The following is a 21247-nucleotide window of genomic DNA, read 5'->3' on the forward strand; positions in this document are numbered from 1 at the left end:
AAGTATAAAATAATTATTTTTTACCGCCTACATACAGGGTAAATTCAGCATCAACCGCATCGAGTGATGCCGTCAGAGCATGTACTTTTACCGCCCATGTTCCTTCGGAGGTCATCAATTCCTGACTGCGGAATGGTTGTTGTTGCTTTACGGGCAGAACAAATTCCTGTTGATCTTGGTCAGGGTCTGCTGGAGTGAGCGTTAACGTGACCTGCTGGATTCCCGAAACGGCAGCACCCTTGCTATCCTGAACGGATACCTTAAATTCATTGCTGCCCACAGCATTGGGGCTGACTGCCAGTGTAACGTTATATTCGCCCGTAGTGCGAGTCTCCTCAAACGGTACAGCAGGTGCCTGGCCGGGTGACAGGTGAGTGAGCACCGCGGTCAACAGCATCACGAGCAGGCCGACGGACAACTCGGCACGCAATCCCCCAGCGGCTCGCTTACTCGCCGCCGCTTGCCGTGCGCTGCGGAACTGGCTGGCCGCGAAGACCAGCATGACTAGCAGCAGCGCTGCTTTGCCGAGCAGAACGAGTCCATAGGACGTGTTCAGCAGCATGGAGGGAGCCGGAATGTACAGCACGGCTCCATATATACCGGTGGCGAGTAACGCTGCCACCATCGCAATGCCCCAGCCGGCGAAGCGGCGCAAGGCGGCTTGTCGCAGAGTTGCCCGCTCGGATACGGGCAACTCTGCTCCGGCAACAGGCAGGCACACGACCATGACGGCAAGTGAGCCGATCCAAAAGGCTGCTGCCGCGAGATGGACGAAGTCCGCCGCAATGGCTGGAGCTGGATGCGTAGCCGCTGCCGGATGGCCGACAAAGGCTTTGGACAGCATGAGGCATAGCGTTAGGAGAGCTGAGCTGTAGCCCCAAAGACGGCGCTGGCGATTCGAAATGCTGTGATCCAGCGCGTAAATCAGCGTTACGCTTAGGAGTAGCACGAGAATCATCTGGATAAACCAAATTTGTCCGGCTCCAGTAAACTGGAGAGCTTCTCCCAGAATCGGGAATGAGAAGCCCTCCCTGATGGAAACCCCGGCATCCCATGAAGCCTGAAGTGGCAGGCTGATCAGAATGGCGGCAGACGTTATGCCGTAGCCGCTCCATAGCAGCTTAGTCCAGCGGGGCAATGTTTCAAAGGGCCGCTGATTTTGCTTATGCTGTTCACTTCGATTCTTGTCTTGGCTTATGCTCGGTAAGATGAACAGCCGGAAACAAATCGCTCCAAAAAGCAGCGATAGTCCTATGTAAAGAAACCAACGGACAGCGATTAAGTCGATTCGTGATGTCCCTGAGCCTTCAGGTGCGGTAGCTTGATGGGTAGGCGCATTGGAACTGCTGCCTACTTGAAATGGAATGACTCCATTAACCGGATGTCCGTCTGCGGATAAAGCTCTCCAATTGACGGAGTAAATTCCATTTTTCATCCCTGGAATCAATTGGATTTCCATGGTGGATTTGTGATTCGGGTCAAGCTGTGCTTTTCCTGTGTCGACCCGCTTGCCTGTTTCATCGGTCACTTTGATCGACATGAAGGCAGATTGCAAATCTTCATTGAAGGTGATGGTCACCTGAGAAGGCGACTTGTCCAAAACCTGATTTTCGGTCGGACTGGATTCAATGACAAATGCATGAGCCCACGAAGAGTGAGGAAACAGGATCAGAAGGGGGAGACACAGCAATAAAAGACAAGCCACACGGGCTGGTCTGGACAGGTACAACATGCCTGTGAAGTCACCTTCTCTCGATTACTTGAAGCGAGGATATCCCCATTTGTAACATTTTATACGGACAAACCCCTTCCTATCTTAATCATAGTGCATATAGCGTGAATAGATGGAGCGAATTATGACATTTATATGAAATTTGAAATAATAAGCATTATACAAAATGCCAATCATATGAAAACCCCTAGCGTGGTTGAATTCAGGACGATTTCAACCACGCTAGGGGCAAAGAGGAAGAGCCTATGAAGGAACTAGAGCTCTGTTTCCATGAGATCCGTGAAAGCAGATTGCTTATGTTGAATATAATGGATAAAAATAGCCGTTAGTTTGGGATCGAATTGGCTACCCGAGCAGGCACGTAGTTCTTCAATGGCCTCCTCGAACGTTTTGGTGGGTTGATAGGGGCGCTCGGTTGTCATCGCGTCAAAAGAGTCGATGATCGTCAGCATCCGACATAAACGTGGAATTTGCTCGCCCTTAAAGCCAAACGGATAGCCTCCTCCGTCATAACGTTCATGATGCAGCTCCACAAAAGGAACCAAATCTATGAATCGTTCGTTGGCTTCGACAATACGTTTGCCCCACATGACATGCGCTTGCACCATCTGCCATTCCTCACCGGACAGTTTCTCTTTTTTATTGAGGATATTCCAGGGAATCTCCAGTTTACCAATGTCATGAATGAGGGCACCTAGTATGAAACGCCGCTTATCCTCCGGTCCGAGCTGAAGTACATCGCTCATGTCTGCTGCATATCTGAAAACCCGCTTGGAATGCTTGAAAGTGTTAATATCCTTGTACAAGAACAAATTAAGCTGCTGCTCAAGATCGCGAATATCCTGCCCCAGATCGACCTCGCGCTCCACTTCATTTAAACTTCCGTGCGTATGAACGATGTTTTTGCCCTGTTTCTTGGCGTAGTACAGGGCTTTATCCGCCAGATCGACCAGCTGTGATTTGTCGTAGATGTCAATGCGGCTTTGTGCAATACCTGCGGAGAAGGACAGACAGCCATGCGGAAAAATTTCAACACCCTCATAACGAGAATCATTTAATCTTTTTCGAATAGCATTGACTGTTTCATAAGCTTGTTCAGCGGTATGATCGGGCATAAGCAGGGTAAATTCTTCTCCACCATAGCGGGATACGGTGATGTGGGTGCCGGAGGTTTCCTTCTTAAGAAACTCACCGAGAAATCCCAGTAGCTGATCGCCTTTAAGATGACCGAAATGATCATTGTATTTTTTGAAATCATCAATATCAATCAGCGCCAGACTGAGAGGAGTATTCTCGGATCGGGATATATTCAATTCAGCTTCAAGTGTATTTTCAAAGTAGCTGTGATTGTATAGCCCTGTTCTGCGATCCATGTTCGCTTTTTCTTCGATTTCCCGATACAGCGTGAACATTTGCTTGAATGCGTGAGACAGGAGCATGCTTAGCCCAAGGAACAGCAAAAGTCCTAAAATGCCGTTGTTATAAATCAGTGTAGTCAATACCAAAGACAGAATGAGTGTACATAAGTATACGAGCAGGGATTCAGCCAAAAAAGCCTGTTTAAGCTCATTGAAGGACCCTTTGTATGCGATATAAAAGTAGATGCCCAGTGTGATGGTGTTCACCGCAAAGTAGCAAATCAACGCCAGCAGGTAGGAAGCGAAATGATCTTGGTTTAAAGCTCCCTGCGTTCCGCCGCTTAGTTCAAATACTGTTGAAGACAGGAAAATGGAAAGGGCGTAAATGGAAAAATTGACGGTATGCTTCCACCAGGACAGCTCTGTGTGCCGGAACATGGCAATGATTACATTTAACAACAAAATCAGAATAGCAATTTCGGTGCCATGCACAAAAATACAAGCCAGATACACGGAGGAATCCATGGACTGCTTGTTACTGGCCGGTGGTAGCTGGAATGTAAAATGCTCCAGAATCAGAACTGCTCCCAATAGGGAATAGATCGTGACCCACTCTGTTGTCGTATAGTGCAAAAAGGACCATTGGTTCGTATACAGGAGGACGATCACGCCTGCCAAACATATGAAAAACACATATATTCCCGTCGCGGTAACCCGTTCTTGCAGCTTTTTTATTATACTCATCATTTCTTCTCCTGCCTTGTCGTATCTTGATGTCAAAGCTACCAGGGGTGAATGGGATAATTTACAATTTTGTAATCGAAAATTTCACATGAAAAAACAGGCCGGAATCCAGCCTGTTTTGTTGAGCCTGTGCTTCCTTTTTTTCTTATCGGTGACTAGCCCCCGATTTTGTAACCGGAAGTCAAAGCAATTATGACAGAAGCTACGATAATAGCATTGATAATCACACGGGAGTATTTCAAGTTTTTCATAGGGTTCCCTCCCTTCCTTGGAATAAGGTGTGCACTAGGCGTGGCGGGGATTGGTTTCTTGCTGCTTATCCTTAGTTCTCTTCACGACCATAATGCTTTGGATAAACAGGAACATCCCGAAATTCATGACAACATCTCCAATACTAATTACCTGCGTGCGGGGATAGGGCTTGGAGAGAGGAATAATGTCACCAAGCAATGATAGACGCGTGCTCGCATCCATCATGTAATGTTTCGAGATGACACTTCCGGATTTAAGCATATCTGTATAATAGGGACCCAGCACCTCCGAAGCGCTCAACGAGACCGGCATCCTGCCGCCATTCACCGCCATAACGATAAAATTCATCAATACGCCGATTATAATAAGCTTGAATCCCTTATGATGTCTGTTCAACCAGAGAAATATCAATCCAACCACGTAGACTCCCATAAATAGATACCCGTTAATGGCTGCCAGCCAAGCCCACTTTTCCTGGAAATAAAAAATAATGAATTGTACCAGCAGCAGCACGGGGAACATCCAGCCGGCTATAAGGCGAATTTGACTGAAACGGATCAGACCTTGCCGCCAGCCTCCTCTGAACAGACCTACAATGAGACCTAGTAGCACTCCATCATAGACCATTATCATTCTCCAGATTCCACAAATTTTTTGTTTTGGTTACCGTATAATTCGACCTGAAATTGGTAAATTCCTGCCTGATATATAGCAGTTTTGAAAAAAAATTGCGGATTAGCGTGTAATTATTCGAAGCCAGACGAAATGAGTGATATCATGATACATTGAAGTAATTATTTATATTTTTTTGAAAAGGATGATTATTATTATGAACCGGTTATCCAATACTGTTATGGTTGCCGCAGATATGACCAAATCGCGAATATTATGGATCGCCTTTGTCCTGGGTGCATTGAGTGCTTTCGGGCCGTTGTCCATAGATATGTATTTGCCGTCGCTGCCTACATTAGCCGACAATTTGCATACGACCACTTCGCTGGCGCAGCTTAGTTTAACCGCCTGTCTGTTGGGACTGGCCGTTGGCCAGATCGTTGCTGGTCCGCTTAGCGACGTAAGGGGTCGCAGAGGACCGCTGGTGATCTCGCTCATTCTGTACGCTGCTGCTTCGCTGTTATGTGTGTTTGCGCCGAATATCGGTATGCTCATTGTGCTTCGCTTTATTCAAGGGCTTACGGGGTCGGCGGGGATCGTGATTTCCAGAGCTGTAGCCCGTGATCTATACTCGGGCAAAGAGTTGACACGTTTTTTCTCACTACTTATGCTGGTGAACGGCGTGGCACCCATCGCTGCACCAGTACTGGGCGGTGTCATTTTGAACTTTGTTTCCTGGCGTGGTGTATTCATGGTGCTTTGTGTAGTCGGCGTGGCTATGCTGATTGCCGTCGTATTGGGTTTGCCTGAAACGTTGCCAACTAACCGCCGCTCATCCGGTGGCTTGAAGCAGACGCTAGGAACACTCGGTCACTTGTTTGCCGATCGACGCTTTATGGGCTATGCCTTCTCACAGGCGCTGATTACAGGAGCGATGTTCGCGTATATCGCTGGCTCACCATTCGTGCTTCAGGATATTTTCGGGGTTTCTCCTCAGACGTATAGCATCATTTTTGCAGTGAATGGTTTGGGGATTGTACTGTTTTCGCAGTTGACGGGTAGACTCGTGGGTCGCTTCAGCGAACGACAGTTACTCTTGTCAGGTCTGGTAATTGCGGCTGTAGCCGGAATTAGCTTGCTTACTGTAGCCTTTACCGGAGGCCAATTGTTTGCTGTTTTAGTTCCTCTGTTTTTTGTCGTTTCCTGCGTAGGGATTGTGAGTACAACGACGACTTCATTGGCAATGCAGAGTCAGCAGCGCTCCGCAGGCAGTGCGTCCGCCATGCTTGGTTTGTTGCCTCTATTGCTTGGTTCCATCGCTTCACCGCTAGTAGGCTTGGGGAGTGGAACAACCCCCGTACCGATGGCGGTCGTTATAGCTATAGCCGAGGTTGGCGCGCTATTAAGCTTTGTCGTACTTGCTAAGGAAGCACGCGCGAAGGCTTAAAATAGGGCGAAAAAGTGACATTTTTCTGGAATGTTGACATACCCCATGGGGGTATATTATGATAGGGATATAACAAATGCATAAATGCATATATACACCACACAGGAGGCTGATGTATGGCTGAGGAGCAACCTGTTTCCCACACTGAAGTCCATGAGAATCACTGTGGAACAGACGGGGAAAAGACAGTTAGAAAAAGTCATCATTCGGCAGAGTTCAAGAACAGCCTCGTATCCCGGTTGAACCGTATTGAAGGTCAGGTTCGCGGAATTAAGGGCTTGATTGAGAAGGATACCTACTGTGACGATGTACTGAACCAGATTGCGGCTGTCCAGTCCGCGCTGAATGGTGTTGGTAAGCTGCTGCTGGAAGGGCATATGAAAAGCTGTGTCATTGAGCGCATGCAGGCAGGAGAGCAGGAAGTGATTGACGAGCTGCTGGTTACGGTCAAGAAGCTAATCCGCTAAAAGTAATACCCATACACATAATCGGGTGCATAAAGTACCCCCTGAGGAGGAAAAGAAAATGGCACAAGTTACATTGAACGTAGAAGGCATGAGCTGCAATCATTGCGTGAAAGCAGTAGAAGGGGCTTTGGAGAAAGTTGGCGCTACCGGCAAGGTCAGCCTCGAAACGAAACAAGTGAATGTAGAGTATGACGAGTCCAAGCTGAACGTTGAAGCTCTGAAAACAGCCATTGAAGACCAAGGCTATGACGTTGTTTAAGCTGAAGATGCTTTATGTGTGACAGACTTGTTTCGAAGGAGAAGCTTCCATATTAGAAGCTTTTTCTTTTTGGATATGATATACCCCACTGGGGTATAGGAGGAGGGTTATCATGGAAAACCGTGCGACCGACGGTGACAAGCAGACAACGCTTCATATTACGGGGATGTCCTGTGCCGCCTGCGCAAGCCGTATTGAGAAAGGTTTAAATCGAATAGATGGTGTGGCACAGGCTAATGTGAATTTGGCTTTGGAGCAGGCGTCGATATCCTATGATCCCAAGCAGGTGGAGATCCCTGAGTTTCGCGATAAAATTGCTTCTCTTGGGTTTGGAACTGTAAGTGAAGAAGCCAATCTGAATGTGACGGGCATGACTTGCGCGGCCTGTGCAACCCGGATTGAAAAGGGATTGAATCGGATGCCTGGTGTAACAGGTGCCACGGTAAATTTGGCGATGGAAACAGCTCATGTGGAATATGCAGCGGGGAGTATTGCGGTTGGTGATCTGGTGAGCAAGATTGAACAGCTAGGCTACGGAGCGATTCCGCAGAGCGCTGAGGACAATATTGCGGATGTGCGCAGTAAGGATATCCATCGTAAAAAATGGAAGTGGATTGTGTCTGCAGTGCTGTCATTTCCGTTGTTGTGGGCAATGGTGGCTCATTTTTCCTTTACATCATGGATTTATGTGCCAGAACTGTTTTTGAATCCATGGTTCCAACTAGTGCTGACAACGCCGATTCAGTTCGTCATTGGTTGGCAGTTTTATGTGGGCGCGTACAAAGCGCTTCGTAACGGCAGTTCGAATATGGATGTGTTAGTTGCACTGGGTACGTCTGCGGCTTATTTTTACAGCTTGTACCTTACTCTGCGTCCGTCTGATGTCATGGAGGGAATGGCGGGAATGCCTGTCATGACCATGCCAGAGCTGTATTACGAGACAAGCGCGGTGCTAATTACGCTTATTTTGGTTGGTAAATGGTTTGAAGCGGTAGCCAAAGGGCGTTCGTCCGAGGCGATCAAGAGCCTGATGAGTCTACAGGCAACGACGGCACGTGTAGTACGTGATGGACAAGAGCTTGATATACCGATCGAACAGGTACGTGTGAAGGATATCTTTATTGTACGACCCGGCGAGAAAATTCCTGTCGATGGTGTGGTCGTGGACGGACGTTCGGCAGTGGACGAATCCATGTTAAGTGGTGAGAGTCTTCCGGTTGAAAAAGAAGCAGGTTCCGCAGTTACAGGGGCGACGCTCAATAAAAACGGGGTACTACGTATCCAGGCTGAGCGTGTGGGTGGTGATACGGCGTTGGCCCGTATTATTAAGGTCGTGGAAGATGCGCAAAACTCCAAGGCTCCGATTCAGCGGATTGCGGATCAGATTTCCGGTATTTTTGTCCCCATTGTTGTTGTTATCGCTGTGTTGGCCTTTATCGTCTGGTTTTTCCTTGTGACGCCGACTGATTTTGCAGGCTCACTGGAGAAAATGATTGCAGTTCTCGTCATTGCTTGCCCTTGTGCGCTCGGATTGGCTACTCCAACGTCCATTATGGCAGGATCGGGACGTGCCGCTGAATACGGTATTCTGTTCAAGGGCGGCGAGCATTTGGAGATGACCCGTTCAGTCAACGCAGTGGTATTGGATAAGACAGGTACAGTTACGAATGGCAAGCCAGAGCTGACGGATGTTATGGTTGGAGCAAGCGGCTTGGCTGAAAAGGATTTGCTGCGTTTGCTCGGTGCGGCAGAAAAAAGCTCGGAGCATCCGCTGGCGGAAGCCATTGTAAAGGGGATTGCAGATCGAGGCATTGAGCTAGTAGGACCGACAGATTTTGAAAATATTCCGGGTTATGGTGTGAAGGCGCATGTGGAAGGTAAGCAGGTATTGGCGGGTACACGCCGATTGATGAGCAGGGAAGGCATCGCGATAGATGACTCAGCTGAGCAGCATATGAATGAGCTGGAAAGCGCAGGGAAAACCGCGATGCTTGTTGCTGTGGATGGTGCCTATGCTGGATTGGTGGCCGTGGCGGATACGATTAAAGAAACGTCACGGGAGGCAGTTACCCGTCTGCGCGCGATGAACATTGAAGTGATCATGATTACGGGTGACAATGAACGGACTGCGCGGGCTGTTGCCGCCGAGGCTGGAATTGAACGAGTGCTGGCGGAGGTGCTGCCTGAAGGAAAGGCTGAAGAAGTGAAACGGCTTCAGGAGCAGGGCATGATCGTAGCTATGGTTGGGGATGGTATTAACGATGCGCCTGCGCTGGCTACTGCTAATATTGGGATGGCGATGGGCACGGGAACGGATGTGGCCATGGAGGCGGCGGATATTACCCTCATGCGTGGCAACCTGAACAGCATTCCTGATGCGATCGAAATGAGCCGCCGGACCATGACAAACATACGGCAAAATCTGTTTTGGGCGCTCGGTTATAACGTGATCGGTATTCCGATTGCCGCTTTGGGCTTCCTTGCCCCATGGTTGGCGGGAGCAGCCATGGCATTTAGCTCTGTTTCGGTCGTGCTGAATGCACTGCGTCTCCAACGGGTGAAGCTGTAAATGTATGGATGTATTAGCAGGATAGCGTACTGTCGGACATCTGTTGCGAGATAAAGTTATTATCAGAGTATAGAGCAAGTACGCACAATTGGTTTTCTGCGTGCTTGCTTTTTGTTGCGTTTGTTTTTTTAAACCATTCAACTTTCATCACGTCAGGTTGCTTATCATTCGCGAAAGTTCCATAATATTTGTAGGAGTGCCAAGCAAGCATGCAAGAACTTCTTCGTATACTCACAGCTTGAAGTAGATAAAGAGCTTATATTATGGATTAGGAGTGAAGCAGTCATGAATGATACGATTTCCTTGTTGATGAACCACCGGTCTGTGCGAAAATTCAAGTCAGACCCCATTACCGACGAGCAGCTCGCAGCTATTGTGGCAGCTGGCCAAATGGCTTCCTCGTCCAGTAATGTGCAGGCATATACCGTTATTGCCGTTACCGAGCCTTCTTTAAAAACAAAACTGGCCGAGTTGGCAGGAGGACAGGCTTACGTTGAGCAATGCCCCGCGTTTCTGGTATGGTGCGCAGATCTGTACCGTCTGAAGCAGGTCACACTACACCATCAGCCAGGTCAGCCTTCCTATGAAGGTTCCGTTGAAAATTATACGGTTGCGACCATTGATGCCGCGTTAGCCGCACAAAATGCAGCGGTAGCCGCTGAATCACTGGGCCTGGGCATCGTCTACATCGGCGGCATTCGTACTAAAATAGCAGAGGTATCTGAGTTGTTAGGGTTGCCAGAGCTGGTGTATCCAGTGTTCGGTATGTGTATTGGTGTACCGGATCAGGAAACGGGCTTGCGTCCACGTCTTCCACTGTCCGGTGTTTTGCATATGAACGGTTACGACAAAAATCAGACGATGAAAGCTGTAGAGGTATACGATCACACATCAGCGGAATATTTGAAGGAACGTACAGGCGGTCAACGCTCTACGCCATGGTCTGAGCAAATGGCTGCGAGACTGACCGAGCCAGCGCGCTTGCAGTTGAAGCCATTTTTGGAACAGAAGGGTTTCTTGAAGCAATAAAAGCTGAGTGGCGACAAAAAACTCTGCAAAATACAAGTAGTATTTGAGCTATATACGTTTGAAAATACAAGAACCTCCTTATTTACGCATGATGAAGTCCCGCGTAAATAAGGAGGTTCTTTGCTTTGGCTGCATGTTGTGGTTGTAAACCTTCCAGTCAGTAAATAGCTGGTATGCCTTTATCAATCAGATAGTGAGTAAAAGCGTCTCGTATTTTCATAAAATAATTGACGGACGGCAGATTCATCTTGATGGGTCAGCTTGCTGTACGCACGAATGACGTCGGCAGTCATCCGGGGATGTGTCTCTTGTCCAGTAAAAGGTCCCTCGAACGGCCAAGGACCATCTGTCTCTGCCATGATCTGATCAGACGGATACTGTCTTGCCAAACTGCGGATCTCTTCTTCGTACAGGAGATCCGGTGTGAAGGAGACATAATAGCCGTTCCGGGCCATACGTTCGGTCGTGGCGGCAGAGCCCTTGAACCAGTGAAAATGCGCCTGTGTGACGCCATGACGTTCCAAAAGGTCACAGGCGATGTCTGCGTCCTCATAAACGGCGTGCAGGACAATGGGCTTGTTATGCTTGCTTGCAAACTGGATAAAGCGCTCTAGTAGCACTATGTAGGGAGCGAGGTCAAAAGGTGAACCGCTCTGTGAGGCTTCCAGCCGATTGTAATAGGGCAAGCCGACTTCACCCACGGCGACCATCTGCTGTACATGTTCGTCCATCCAGTTGAACAAGAGTTCAAGCTCAGCTTGCGGTGGAAGAGCCTGTTCGGGATGAAAGCCAAAGGCTGGTCGTACCAGCCCGGGGTAACGCTTGGCTAACTGCAGATTGGCTCGGCTGGAGCCCAGATGCATCGACACGGCTATCACGGCTGGGACGCTGCTATTGGCAAGTGAAGCGAGCAATAATTCCTGTTGTTCGGGCGGGTAGCTGTCTACATGAATATGCGCGTCGATCAATGGAGCGGGTCCAATTGCGGTCAAATCCAAGCCTGGCTTTGTTTGGCTGTTCCATTTCAATGCACATCGAACTTTTACGTCACTCATGTCGATTCAATCCATCTTCCGGGATATTCTTGTGGACGCTCTGAGCATTGTCCATGTCGCCGTCCAGTTTATGTTTTTCCTCGCGCATCCAGCTGGTCATGGTCCGCTTCCATTCAATAAAGAGCGGATCGAGGGTGATTTCTTCCCTACGCGGGCGGGGAAAAGGGACATCTACGACATGCACCACTGAAGCAGGTCGCGCCGACAGCACATAGATGCGGTCGGAGAGCAGCAACGCTTCTTCAATGCTGTGGGTAATAAACAGCACAGAACGACGGTTCTTTTCCCACATCCGTAATAACCATTGCTGCATGTCTGCACGTGTCAGCGCATCGAGTGCGCTGAACGGCTCATCCAGCAGCATTAATTCCTGTGGGCTGAGCAGTGCGCGAAGAAAGGCTGCGCGCTGTTGCATTCCACCAGACAGCGTATGTGGATACGCCTTGGCGAATTTACCAAGTCCAACCTGTTCGAGCCATTGCAAGGCTTCTTTGCGACGCTCGCGTTCACTGGCGTACTGAGGGGGTACTGCTGTATTTTTACGTGGAGCATTTTCCTGCCCAAGCAGTACGTTGTCCAGCGTGGTACGCCACGGGAAAAGGGCGGGCTGCTGCGGCATATAGCTGATATGCCCACGTTCACCAGTCATGTCCCGTCCGTGCATACGGATACGTCCCTGCTGTGGTTTGAGTAGCCCGCCGATGATGTGAAACAGCGTGCTTTTGCCGCTGCCTGACGGACCGATGAGGGAAACGAATTCTCCTGGCTTGACTGTGAGGGATACATCCTGCAGTACGGGCAGTAGGCTTCGCTTTTCGCGGAAGGCGAGGCTGATCCCGTCCAATTCTAAAGCAGGAGGAGCAGTTGATCGTCTCTGCTGTTCCCCGGTTCGTTGTTCATTAGCCACGTTGTATGATGATAAGTCAGTCGGATGCAGACTCATACGCGCCACGTCCTTTCTTTGCTGTATGTAATTCAAGGAGGAAGCTACTCTCGATCGGGTTTCCAGCGAACCAGCCATTTCTCCAGTAGTAAAATAACCACAAACATGAGTAAGCTGAGTGCAACAATAATGCCGATGGCGGCAAAAATGAGGTCCGTGCGATAGGCTGATTTTTGCAGCAGCATATAATATCCAATTCCTTCACTAGCTCCGATCCATTCCGCAATGATCGCACCCATCACACTATAGGTAGCAGCAATTTTAACGCCAGAAAAGACTTGCGGCAGGGAATGTGGCAGCTCCAGCTTCATAAAAATAGCCATGCGGCTTGCACCCGACATCTGCATATAGTTCATCATCGTACGGTCTGTTCGAGTCAGCCCGTCCATGGCCGCTACAGCCACGGGAAAAAAGCATACTAGGGTAATGACCATCAGCTTGGGCAGCACGCCAAAACCAAACCACACCATGAGCAGCGGTCCCAGGGCGATGATTGGAATGTTTTGGCTCAGAATAAGCAGCGGATACAGGGCGGATTTGAGAAAAGGGATTGTATGAAGAACGATGGCGATCAACAGTCCCGTTGCTGTCCCTATCGCGAATCCCGCAAGTGTCAGACGAATCGTAGCCCATGTATGGGCACCAAGCAGCGCCGTCTGGGCCATGCCCTCTTGTACGATGAGGGATGGAGCAGGCAGCAGCCAGGATTCAACATGCAAATAGGAAACCGCCCCCTGCCAGGCCGCTAAAAAGAAGAGGACCGCCACAAAGGGCGGCCATACGCTTTTCCACCAGGATGCGTTCTTGCCTTTCGGATTCATGGGCGATATTTCTCGGTCAGCTTGTTCATGCTGATGCCTTGTAGGTTATGTGCGATTTTGATCTGTGAAATGACGCTGGGACTGCCCGCTTCCGTCAAAGCCTCGTGCATTTCTTTAACCACTTTCAGCAACTCGTCGAGCTCGCCCTCCATGGTCGTATCCAATGGATTCACCTGATGTTTGACACCGGAGCGCTGAATGACCTCGATCGCCTTATCTACATACGTGTAAGAGTCCTCGTTATTAGGAGTTTTAGGGATTACTTGAATACTGAGCAGTGTGTTAGCCATGCAAATTCACCTGTCCTTTATTTGGAGTGTTATTAAAAAAATATGGTGGTTTAAGGCGGGGAGACCGCTTCGCGTTTCATTTGATCTTACGATCGCTGCGCTTCTCCAGATTCAAATGAACCACTACGCTGCCAACCGCCTTAAAAACACCCTATTTTTAAAGCTGGTTTGTGTGGCATTTTTAACACACAAGCGCACCTACTTAGCGCTTAGATAATATGAGAAACTAAAGAATAAACCAAGTGGAACGAGAACGAAGTGGGCGGAATGGTGCTGTACAAGCGTTAGCGTTCGCCTTTGTACCCAGATTTCAACCTCTGGATATTCATAAAAGAAATCTGGGTACAACAGCGATGGGAAGCACCATCCGACTGCGTAGTGGCGCTTCGTTCACTTCTCTAGTTCAGTCTTATTTAGCGTTTTAACAAATGATCAACGCTTGGGCAGGAAACCGTTTGTGAAGGCTTTATCGACTTCCAAAGGCTTGCTGAGCAGCTTGCGTTCGTACATCCAGTCCGAATAGTTTTGCCATACCTCCGGTTTTTGCACACCCCATTGCGCGGCATCGTCCTGATAACGCGGGCTTAGCCATTTTTGGCTGGCAAGTACCAGTTTTTTATCCAGCTCCGGTACAGCTTTGCTTAAGATGTCTGCGGCTTCTTCCGGATGAGCGATAGTGTATTCATAGCCTTGTGCGGTAGCGTCCATGAACGCTTTGACCAGCTCGGGATCATTTTTTATTGTCTGTTCGTTGCTCACAATTACAGGTGTATAGTAATCGAGGCTTTTGGAATAATCTTTTACATACAGCATATCCAATGGCTCACCTCGAAGCTGGGCCTCGATTCCGGTCCATGCGTAGAAAATCCAGGCAAAGTCGATATCCCGCTTCACGGCTGTAAAATAGTCTGCATTGCCCATGTTGATGATCTTCACTTTGCTCACATCGCCTTTGTCTGAATCCATGATGGATTTCATGACCGCTTCTTCTACGGGAGAGCCCCAACCGCCGTATTTTTTACCTTCAAAATCTTTCGGGCTCTTAATTCCACGATCTACCGGGGCTGCGAAGCCTGAGGTATTATGCTGAATCACCGCAGCGATGGATACAAGCGGCACGCCTTGCGTACGAGCCTGTGTGACGCCTTCTTGGTAGCTGATACCAAAAGGTGCAGCATTAGAAGCAACCATTTGATCAGCTCCGCCTGAGCCAGGTTGAACAATTTGGACATTCAAACCCGCTTTTTCGTAAAATCCTTTGTCCTTAGCGACATAGAGTCCCGTATGATTCGTATTGGGTGTCCAGTCGAGCACGACTTTAACATCTTTGAGCCCCTTTGCCGGAGTAGACGTTTGAGTGTCGGTAGCGGGAGCCGCTTCTTGGGATGTGGGGGGACTTCCACCGCAAGCGGTCAGGGTCAGGGCCATGAGCCACAGACTGATCAGTCCCAGGCTTAATATTTTCATGCGCTTCATCGTTGTGTTCTCTCCTTTAATTACCCGTTATCCGTCCAATCAGACAGCTTAAGTTCCCCATTTTCTAAAAATAACATCTGCCGGATGCGATCTTTCCAACAACTTAATCTTCAACAAAAAAAGCGCCCCGAGTTTCCGGGACGCTTGCGCTTGTATATACCAAAGTAAGGGATGGTCCTATGTAAAAAAGGCACATCTTGCTTAAGCATTCCTACGCTGGCATTACCCAGATCAGGTTGTAAGGGTCAGTGTCTTGGGACACACTCTCAGCCGGCCGATTCCAGCACCCCTGGCATTGTATGGTTTAATGGGTTCATTTATTCGGGTTTACTACGACGATTATATGCCTTGAATGCGGGTCTGTCCAGCATGAAGGGAGAGATGACGGTTCATTTGCCGAACCACAGGGTACACTTTTACTGTGAGCTTTGATCTGAAAATGAGCATGAATCAATTCGATTCGATCCGGTCATGTTATTTTCAGAACAGCTACGCAGGTAGGTTCAGATGGGCTGGTGCCCAATGGCGTGGCCGTAGAGAATTCAAATTCGTGAAAAGGAGTTGTTGTACTGTGGGTAAAACGGAAACATTGGATCGCAACCAACTGGAACAAGCCATTGTGAAGGCTTTGGATAACAACAAATTTTGCTCGTTAGGTACGGTAGAGGGTGGCAAACCGAAAGTACGCTATATGGCCCTTTTTAACGATGGAATGAACATTCATCTGGCGACAGATCGCAAAACTCATAAAGTGGATGAGCTAAAGGACAATCCGAATGCTTATCTGCTGCTGGGTTATGAAGTTGGCGGTACGAAGGAAGTCGTAGAAGTGGAGGCTACCGTCCAGATCACAGCTGATGAGGGGCTGCGCAAACAAGTGTGGAACGATTCCTTGAAGGAATGGTTTTCCGGACCGGATGATCCCGATTATGTCATTCTGGACGTGAATCCGACACGCATTGAGTATGTGGGTCAGCAAACTGAGCGCCAAGTGTGGAATAAATAATAAGAATATAAATGGACAAACCAGTAAATCTCCGAGTTTTTTAGGAGGTTTGCTGGTTTTTATTTTTGAGAAAATTAATTATTTTTTCATAAATAATTTAAGTAAATGACTACTCTTTTATCTGGCGTTGGATTAAAATAGAAATGGTGGGTTCAAGGCTTACATATATGTGCAAAAGTATGTATATGAGGCATACACCTTAATGAGGAGGGGTATATTTTGTTATTTCGTAAAAATTGGTTTAAAGGGTTTACAGCAGCAGTTGTGGCTTGTAGCATGCTGGTGTTTTCGGCCGCTCCATCCTGGGCAGCTAGCGATTCTCGCGATAGCGCTACGGTGAATTTGCGGATCATGGAAACAACGGATATTCATGCGTCGCTGATGAACTATGATTACTATTCAGACAAAGAAACCAACGAATATGGCTTGATTAGCACAGCTGGTTTGATCCAACAGGCGCGTAGTGAAACAAGAAACAGCATGCTGTTCGATAACGGTGATTTGTTACAGGGCAATCCATTAGGCGATTATATGGCCAGAAACAAAACCTATGAAAAAGAAGGCGGTGTCCATCCAGTCTACAAGATGATGAACTTGATGGGCTATGATGCGGCGACAGTGGGTAACCACGAATTCAACTACGGTCTCGATTTTCTGGAGAAATCGCTCAAGGGAGCCGATTTTCCTTACGTAAATGCGAATGTTTATGTTGACAAGGGGGGGCAAGCTACTAAAAATTATTTTACCCCTTATCGAATTCTTGATAAAACGGTAACGGACGAGAAGGGCCAAGAGCACATCCTTAGAGTGGGCGTCATCGGTTTGGTCACACCACAAATTATGCAGTGGGATGAAGCCAATTTGAAGGATAAAGTCGTTACGAAGGATATTGTGGAAACGGCGAAAAAGTTTATTCCTCAAATGAAGACGGAAGGTGCTGACATTATTGTCGTGCTTGCGCACACAGGTTATGAGGATGTGCCGCAAACGCCAATGATGGAGAATGCCGTTAAATATTTAAGCCAGGTGGACGGAATTAACGCTATTCTGTTTGGGCATGCTCATAAATCTTTCCCCGGCCCTGATTTTAAAGAAATGAAGGGTGTAGATCTAGATAAAGGAACCATTAACGGTGTACCGGCTGTGGAGGCTTCCTCATGGGGCAAGGAGCTGGGGATTATTGACCTGAGCCTGGAAAAGAGAAACCGCGAGTGGAACGTAACTAACTCTCAGTCTGAAGTACGTCCGGTTGTGAGTACCACTAACCAGGCTGTGCAGTTTACTCCTGACTACAAACTGACAGATTCGATCAAGGAAGAGCATCAAGGAACGCTGGATTATGTTCGCCAACCTGTTGGAACAACGACTGCACCGATTAACAGTTATTTTGCATTAGTGCAGGATGACCCTTCCATTCAAATTGTGACGAATGCACAGAAATGGTATGTTCAAAACCATCTTAAAGGGACCGAATACGAAAATCTTCCCGTATTGTCGGCAGGCGCTCCATTCAAGGCCGGTGGTCGAAACGGAGCCGAGTATTACACCAACATTCCTGAAGGTACGATAGCGATTAAAAACGTGTCCGACCTGTATGTGTATCCGAACACGGTTCATGCTGTAGAAGTGACCGGTGCTGAAATTCAGGAGTGGCTGGAGTGGTCTGCAGGTCAGTTCAACCGCATTGATCCAAAGCAAACTGAGGAGCAATCGCTGATCAACAAAGATTTCCCAACCTACAATTTTGATGTCATTGACGGTGTGAATTACCAGATTGATGTAACTCAGCCTGCACGATATGATGCCAAGGGAACTATTATTGATTCTTCAGCTCATCGTATCATTGATCTGCAATACAATGGGAAGGCTATTGATCCTGCGCAGAAATTTATCGTAGCCACCAATAACTATCGTGCTTCCTCATCCAAACTGGCCAACCCAGATGGCAAACGAATTGTGATGGCAGCACCGGATGAAAGTCGCCAGGTCATTATTGACTATATCCGTACGAACGGAACGATTAATCCATCGGCGGATGGCAATTGGTCTATAGCTCCTTTTGGTCAGGCAAAGGTTACTTTCGAGTCCTCTCCTGATGCCAAAGACGTGCTGGCAGGAAATCAACAAATTTCATACTTGAGCAGCGCGGCAGACGGCTTTGCCAAATACAGCTTAAAAGCTGGCGCTAAGCCTAGTGCAGCAACGACTCCTGTAAAGGAAGCTGTGGCTCCCGCGAAAGCAACAGCAAAACCAGCTGTTAAAACGACCAAACCTGCAGCTGTTAAACCAGCTAAAACAACGAAGCCGAAGGCGTCCAAATAACTTCGGATTTTAGTTTCCACTCAATATCAGAATGAAGCAGCAAGTCTCTTTAACCAAGAGATTTGCTGCTTTTTTGATACCAAAAACAACAGCTCCGAATTTATCATGATTGCAAAAAGTTTTCTGATTTTTGTCGAATATATACTTAAGTCCTAAGTTGTCGTTAAGAATAAGCTACTTTTTTGTAAAAACACGTAATTATATAGTGCTTTTGTTCTAGTTATTTGTGATATAATGGTGAAAAAACCGGAAAATTGTTCCGAGGAGGACCATTATGACATGCAGCAATTGCAGCATCATATTACCTATTAAGGATCAAGGATTGCTCAGAATTAGGCATTCCAGGGTGTCGCTTACTCCAGCATTAGATGGTTTGGGTATGCTATCGGAACAACTGAAGCAGGAACATGGGCGTGAGGGCAGCATAGAGTTTCGCTTTGACAGCCGTTCAGAGCTGGAACAGTTGGTTAACGGACTGGCTCATCTGCCGCAGGAATACCTGAACCATATGCAAGTTGTGGTAACGGGCTTGCATTATATCGAAGGATATGAGGACTGGCTTTTATTTAGTCAATTGCAAGCCAGACTGCAACATCCAGATATCGTGAGTATTATTAAGGATCAAAGTTTTTCCAGCCATATGCAGCCTATTGTTGATCACAAGCTGGATATTATCGGGTTTGAGTTTTTGCTGCGTCCGTCACATGCAGAGAGACCTTTTCAGCCTTTCCGGCTGTTTGAAATCGCCCGTGAAGCTGGCTTGCATGCTCATCTGGATCGCTCGGCTCGTATTTCCGCTATTGAAAAAAGTGCAACATGCCTTCCGGCGGGAATTAAACGTTTTATTAACTTTCTCCCTTCCACCATTTATAATCCGGCTTATTGCTTGAATCACACCTTTGAGACGATTGATCGGTTATCCATGAGTACGAAGGATTTTGTATTTGAGGTCGTAGAAACGGAAGAGATAGACGACCTTAATTTTTTACATCATATCTTTGATCAATATCGAAATCGAGGAGTTTCGGTAGCCCTGGACGATGTGGGGGCAGGTTATTCTACGACAGAGCTTATGAATTGCCTTCAGCCGGATTATGTTAAAATTGACCGCAGTATAATTGACGGCTGTCATAGTAACAGTGATCAGAAGCGGCAAATTACAGGGATTGTAGAATCGGCTTTTCGTTTTGGAGGCCAAGTGTTGGCTGAAGGCGTAGAGCAGATGGAGGATTTTGAATTTTGTCGTGAAGCAGGTGTGTCACTGGCTCAGGGTTATTTGTTTGGCAAGCCGGAGCCTGGTCCGCCCTCCAATTTTATGCTTAGTAGCGTAATATAGTCAGGAACAAATTTAAGTAGACGTAGTTTATAAAAATTGGAGCTTAAATAAGGCTGTGGCATAAGCAAATTCCAATTCTATTGGACAGCGCTTTATCACCATTAATGTAAAAAACGCGAGTTGCAGAGGTTATTTCACCCCTGCAACTCGCGTTTTTTGGTCTGCTTGCCCACCTGAGTAAGTTCTGGACAAGCGAAGCCACTTAGTCTCCAATTTTACTTGGTAAGGAACGTTAAAAGCCCGGAGGCAGTTTACGACCGTTTTTATTTTTAAAGTAAAGATTGACGTCTTGAAGACAATTGGATACAGTGTATTGTATAAGAAACAGTGTTTCTTTCGTAATACACCGTATCCATACTAGGCAAAAAGTTTAACATTACAGGGAGGACAACCAAAATGAAAGCAGTGCAACTGAAAGACGGTTTTGGCTTTGAAGAGTTAACCTTGACGGAACTTGACATACCGGTGCCGGGACGGCTGGAAGTTCTGATCCGCATAAGGGCAGCGTCCCTGAATTACCGGGATTTGGTGATTATCAACGGGCTAATGCCGATCGGCATTCAATTTCCCTTCATTCCGTTATCCGATGGAGCGGGTGAAATTGTAGCTGTGGGCGAAGGGGTGACAAAATTTCAGATTGGACAAAGGGTAGCGGCAAATTTACAACAGAAATTCATTGGCGGGAGCACGAGAGCGGAGGTCTTAAAGGACAGTCTGGGAGGCCCGCTCAGTGGAGTGGCGTCTGAATATATCGTTCTGCATGAAGAAGGGGTCGTCGCCATTCCGGATCACCTTTCTTGGGAGGAGGCTTCCACCTTGCCGATTGCAGCATTAACCGCATGGAGCATGCTGATGGAATCCGGTGGGCTGCGAGCGGGGGATACGGTGCTCTTGCAAGGAACAGGCGGTGTTTCCATCTTTGGGCTTCAATTCTCTCTGATGGCGGGAGCAAGGGTAATTATCACATCGAGCAGCAATGACAAGCTGGAACGGGCAAAGGATCTCGGCGCATGGCAGACAATCAACTATTCGGAAGTTCCCGAGTGGGATAAGGTGGTTGTGGAGCTGACAGACGGCGGAGTCGACCATGTCCTGGATGTAGGGGGAGCGGCAACAATGGCGCAATCCATCAATGCACTTCGTACCGGAGGGACTGTGAACATGGTCGGCTTCTTATCGGGCTTGACTATTCCTGAGTTTGATGTCACCAGCATTTTGCAGAAGGCTGCGACGATTCGCGGCAGCCAAGTCGGTAACCGGGAACATTTCGAAAACATGAATCGTGCCATTTCCCGCCATCGTTTACATCCTGTCATTGACCGGGTATTCCCGCTCAGCCGAATCGGCGAAGCCTTCGCACTTTTGGCTGAAGGAAAACAGTATTTCGGTAAAATCGTCGTTCAAATATAAATGAGCATTTTGCATAAATCCCAAGAGCGATTTCAAATCAGCAATATATAGATCGAAACGGTTTAGTTCGTCTATATAGTGTACTTTCGAGCGTTGGGAATCGAATTATGCAAAATGCT

18 protein-coding genes and 1 riboswitch are annotated in these 21247 nt (G+C 47.8%); of the genes, 10 read left to right on the top strand and 8 right to left on the bottom strand.

The features are described 5' to 3' along the window. Positions 1–13: 13 nt before the first annotated feature. From BM358_RS14880 to BM358_RS14890, 3 genes are all read right to left on the bottom strand, one after another. On the bottom strand, positions 14–1732 hold the full coding sequence (locus BM358_RS14880) for a copper resistance CopC/CopD family protein (RefSeq protein ID WP_028541221.1): 1719 nt from the start codon (positions 1730–1732) through the stop codon (positions 14–16). A gap of 254 nt (positions 1733–1986) precedes the next feature. Beyond that, positions 1987–3837, bottom strand: a complete 1851-nt coding sequence (locus tag BM358_RS14885) for a bifunctional diguanylate cyclase/phosphohydrolase (protein WP_028541220.1) — start codon at positions 3835–3837, stop codon at positions 1987–1989. A 282-nt stretch (positions 3838–4119) separates the two neighbouring features. Then, positions 4120–4713: a DUF5317 domain-containing protein gene (locus tag BM358_RS14890; protein WP_025723384.1), complete on the bottom strand. Its 594-nt coding sequence runs from the start codon at positions 4711–4713 to the stop codon at positions 4120–4122. Between the two features lie 202 nt (positions 4714–4915). Between BM358_RS14890 and BM358_RS14895 the strand changes: the two genes are divergently transcribed. The 5 genes from BM358_RS14895 to nfsA all read left to right on the top strand — a co-directional run bounded on the left by BM358_RS14895 (position 4916) and on the right by nfsA (position 10469). After that, positions 4916–6145, top strand: a complete 1230-nt coding sequence (locus BM358_RS14895; RefSeq protein WP_028541219.1) for a multidrug effflux MFS transporter — start codon at positions 4916–4918, stop codon at positions 6143–6145. A 116-nt stretch (positions 6146–6261) separates the two neighbouring features. Next, a complete protein-coding gene (locus tag BM358_RS14900) occupies positions 6262–6612 on the top strand; it encodes a metal-sensitive transcriptional regulator (protein WP_013308456.1) in 351 nt (116 codons plus the stop codon). Between the two features lie 58 nt (positions 6613–6670). After that, positions 6671–6871, top strand: coding sequence for a copper ion binding protein (locus BM358_RS14905; protein ID WP_013308457.1), 201 nt, complete (start codon positions 6671–6673; stop codon positions 6869–6871). Positions 6872–6983: 112 nt separating this feature from the next. After that, positions 6984–9440 (top strand): heavy metal translocating P-type ATPase, encoded by a 2457-nt coding sequence (locus BM358_RS14910; protein WP_028541218.1) that lies wholly within the window; start codon positions 6984–6986, stop codon positions 9438–9440. A gap of 285 nt (positions 9441–9725) precedes the next feature. Further along, the gene (gene nfsA / locus BM358_RS14920) at positions 9726–10469 is read left to right on the top strand and encodes an oxygen-insensitive NADPH nitroreductase (RefSeq protein WP_023986699.1); all 744 of its coding nucleotides are present in this window, start codon (positions 9726–9728) and stop codon (positions 10467–10469) included. A 182-nt stretch (positions 10470–10651) separates the two neighbouring features. Here nfsA and BM358_RS14925 read toward each other — a convergent pair whose 3' ends face one another. The 4 genes from BM358_RS14925 to BM358_RS14940 are packed head-to-tail and all read right to left on the bottom strand — an operon-like array spanning position 10652 to position 13578. Then, the gene (locus BM358_RS14925) at positions 10652–11524 is read right to left on the bottom strand and encodes a TatD family hydrolase (RefSeq protein ID WP_081819205.1); all 873 of its coding nucleotides are present in this window, start codon (positions 11522–11524) and stop codon (positions 10652–10654) included. Further along, positions 11517–12467: an ABC transporter ATP-binding protein gene (locus BM358_RS14930; protein WP_028541215.1), complete on the bottom strand. Its 951-nt coding sequence runs from the start codon at positions 12465–12467 to the stop codon at positions 11517–11519. Before BM358_RS14930 ends, BM358_RS14925 begins: the two co-directional genes overlap by 8 nt. Positions 12468–12511: 44 nt before the next feature. Further along, positions 12512–13288 carry an ABC transporter permease gene (locus BM358_RS14935; RefSeq protein WP_028541214.1) on the bottom strand — a complete coding sequence of 259 codons (777 nt, stop codon included), beginning with the start codon at positions 13286–13288 and terminating at the stop codon, positions 12512–12514. Further along, complete coding sequence (locus tag BM358_RS14940) at positions 13285–13578, bottom strand: MTH1187 family thiamine-binding protein (protein WP_028541213.1); 294 nt, start codon at positions 13576–13578, stop codon at positions 13285–13287. Before BM358_RS14940 ends, BM358_RS14935 begins: the two co-directional genes overlap by 4 nt. A gap of 242 nt (positions 13579–13820) precedes the next feature. Between BM358_RS14940 and BM358_RS26280 the strand changes: the two genes are divergently transcribed. Next, positions 13821–14003, top strand: a complete 183-nt coding sequence (locus BM358_RS26280) for a hypothetical protein (RefSeq protein WP_143109560.1) — start codon at positions 13821–13823, stop codon at positions 14001–14003. Between the two features lie 7 nt (positions 14004–14010). Here BM358_RS26280 and BM358_RS14950 read toward each other — a convergent pair whose 3' ends face one another. Next, entirely contained in the window at positions 14011–15054 is a 1044-nt protein-coding gene (locus BM358_RS14950; RefSeq protein ID WP_023986704.1) for an ABC transporter substrate-binding protein, read from the bottom strand. 191 nt (positions 15055–15245) lie between these two features. After that, positions 15246–15355: riboswitch (TPP riboswitch) on the bottom strand. Between the two features lie 270 nt (positions 15356–15625). On the opposite strand from BM358_RS14950, the gene BM358_RS14955 reads away from it, so the two are divergent. From BM358_RS14955 to BM358_RS14970, 4 genes are all read left to right on the top strand, one after another. Beyond that, positions 15626–16060, top strand: a complete 435-nt coding sequence (locus tag BM358_RS14955) for a pyridoxamine 5'-phosphate oxidase family protein (RefSeq protein WP_028541212.1) — start codon at positions 15626–15628, stop codon at positions 16058–16060. Between the two features lie 219 nt (positions 16061–16279). Beyond that, the gene (locus tag BM358_RS14960; RefSeq protein ID WP_028541211.1) at positions 16280–18382 is read left to right on the top strand and encodes a bifunctional 2',3'-cyclic-nucleotide 2'-phosphodiesterase/3'-nucleotidase; all 2103 of its coding nucleotides are present in this window, start codon (positions 16280–16282) and stop codon (positions 18380–18382) included. A gap of 274 nt (positions 18383–18656) precedes the next feature. Beyond that, positions 18657–19718 carry an EAL domain-containing protein gene (locus BM358_RS14965; protein ID WP_028541210.1) on the top strand — a complete coding sequence of 354 codons (1062 nt, stop codon included), beginning with the start codon at positions 18657–18659 and terminating at the stop codon, positions 19716–19718. A 396-nt stretch (positions 19719–20114) separates the two neighbouring features. Further along, positions 20115–21128 carry a zinc-dependent alcohol dehydrogenase family protein gene (locus BM358_RS14970; protein ID WP_028541209.1) on the top strand — a complete coding sequence of 338 codons (1014 nt, stop codon included), beginning with the start codon at positions 20115–20117 and terminating at the stop codon, positions 21126–21128. Positions 21129–21247: the final 119 nt, after the last annotated feature.

This window comes from Paenibacillus sp. cl130 (genome assembly GCF_900116035.1).
Classification (GTDB): Bacteria; Bacillota; Bacilli; order Paenibacillales; family Paenibacillaceae; genus Paenibacillus; species Paenibacillus polymyxa_B.

Coding starts and splice junctions, on each gene's coding strand:
- BM358_RS14880 (WP_028541221.1), bottom strand. CDS start 1,732: ATGTTGTACCTGTCCAGACCAGCCCGTGTGGCTTGTCTTTTATTGCTG.
- BM358_RS14885 (WP_028541220.1), bottom strand. CDS start 3,837: ATGATGAGTATAATAAAAAAGCTGCAAGAACGGGTTACCGCGACGGGA.
- BM358_RS14890 (WP_025723384.1), bottom strand. CDS start 4,713: ATGGTCTATGATGGAGTGCTACTAGGTCTCATTGTAGGTCTGTTCAGA.
- BM358_RS14895 (WP_028541219.1), top strand. CDS start 4,916: ATGAACCGGTTATCCAATACTGTTATGGTTGCCGCAGATATGACCAAA.
- BM358_RS14900 (WP_013308456.1), top strand. CDS start 6,262: ATGGCTGAGGAGCAACCTGTTTCCCACACTGAAGTCCATGAGAATCAC.
- BM358_RS14905 (WP_013308457.1), top strand. CDS start 6,671: ATGGCACAAGTTACATTGAACGTAGAAGGCATGAGCTGCAATCATTGC.
- BM358_RS14910 (WP_028541218.1), top strand. CDS start 6,984: ATGGAAAACCGTGCGACCGACGGTGACAAGCAGACAACGCTTCATATT.
- nfsA (WP_023986699.1), top strand. CDS start 9,726: ATGAATGATACGATTTCCTTGTTGATGAACCACCGGTCTGTGCGAAAA.
- BM358_RS14925 (WP_081819205.1), bottom strand. CDS start 11,524: ATGAGTGACGTAAAAGTTCGATGTGCATTGAAATGGAACAGCCAAACA.
- BM358_RS14930 (WP_028541215.1), bottom strand. CDS start 12,467: ATGAGTCTGCATCCGACTGACTTATCATCATACAACGTGGCTAATGAA.
- BM358_RS14935 (WP_028541214.1), bottom strand. CDS start 13,288: ATGAATCCGAAAGGCAAGAACGCATCCTGGTGGAAAAGCGTATGGCCG.
- BM358_RS14940 (WP_028541213.1), bottom strand. CDS start 13,578: ATGGCTAACACACTGCTCAGTATTCAAGTAATCCCTAAAACTCCTAAT.
- BM358_RS14950 (WP_023986704.1), bottom strand. CDS start 15,054: ATGAAGCGCATGAAAATATTAAGCCTGGGACTGATCAGTCTGTGGCTC.
- BM358_RS14965 (WP_028541210.1), top strand. CDS start 18,657: ATGACATGCAGCAATTGCAGCATCATATTACCTATTAAGGATCAAGGA.
- BM358_RS14970 (WP_028541209.1), top strand. CDS start 20,115: ATGAAAGCAGTGCAACTGAAAGACGGTTTTGGCTTTGAAGAGTTAACC.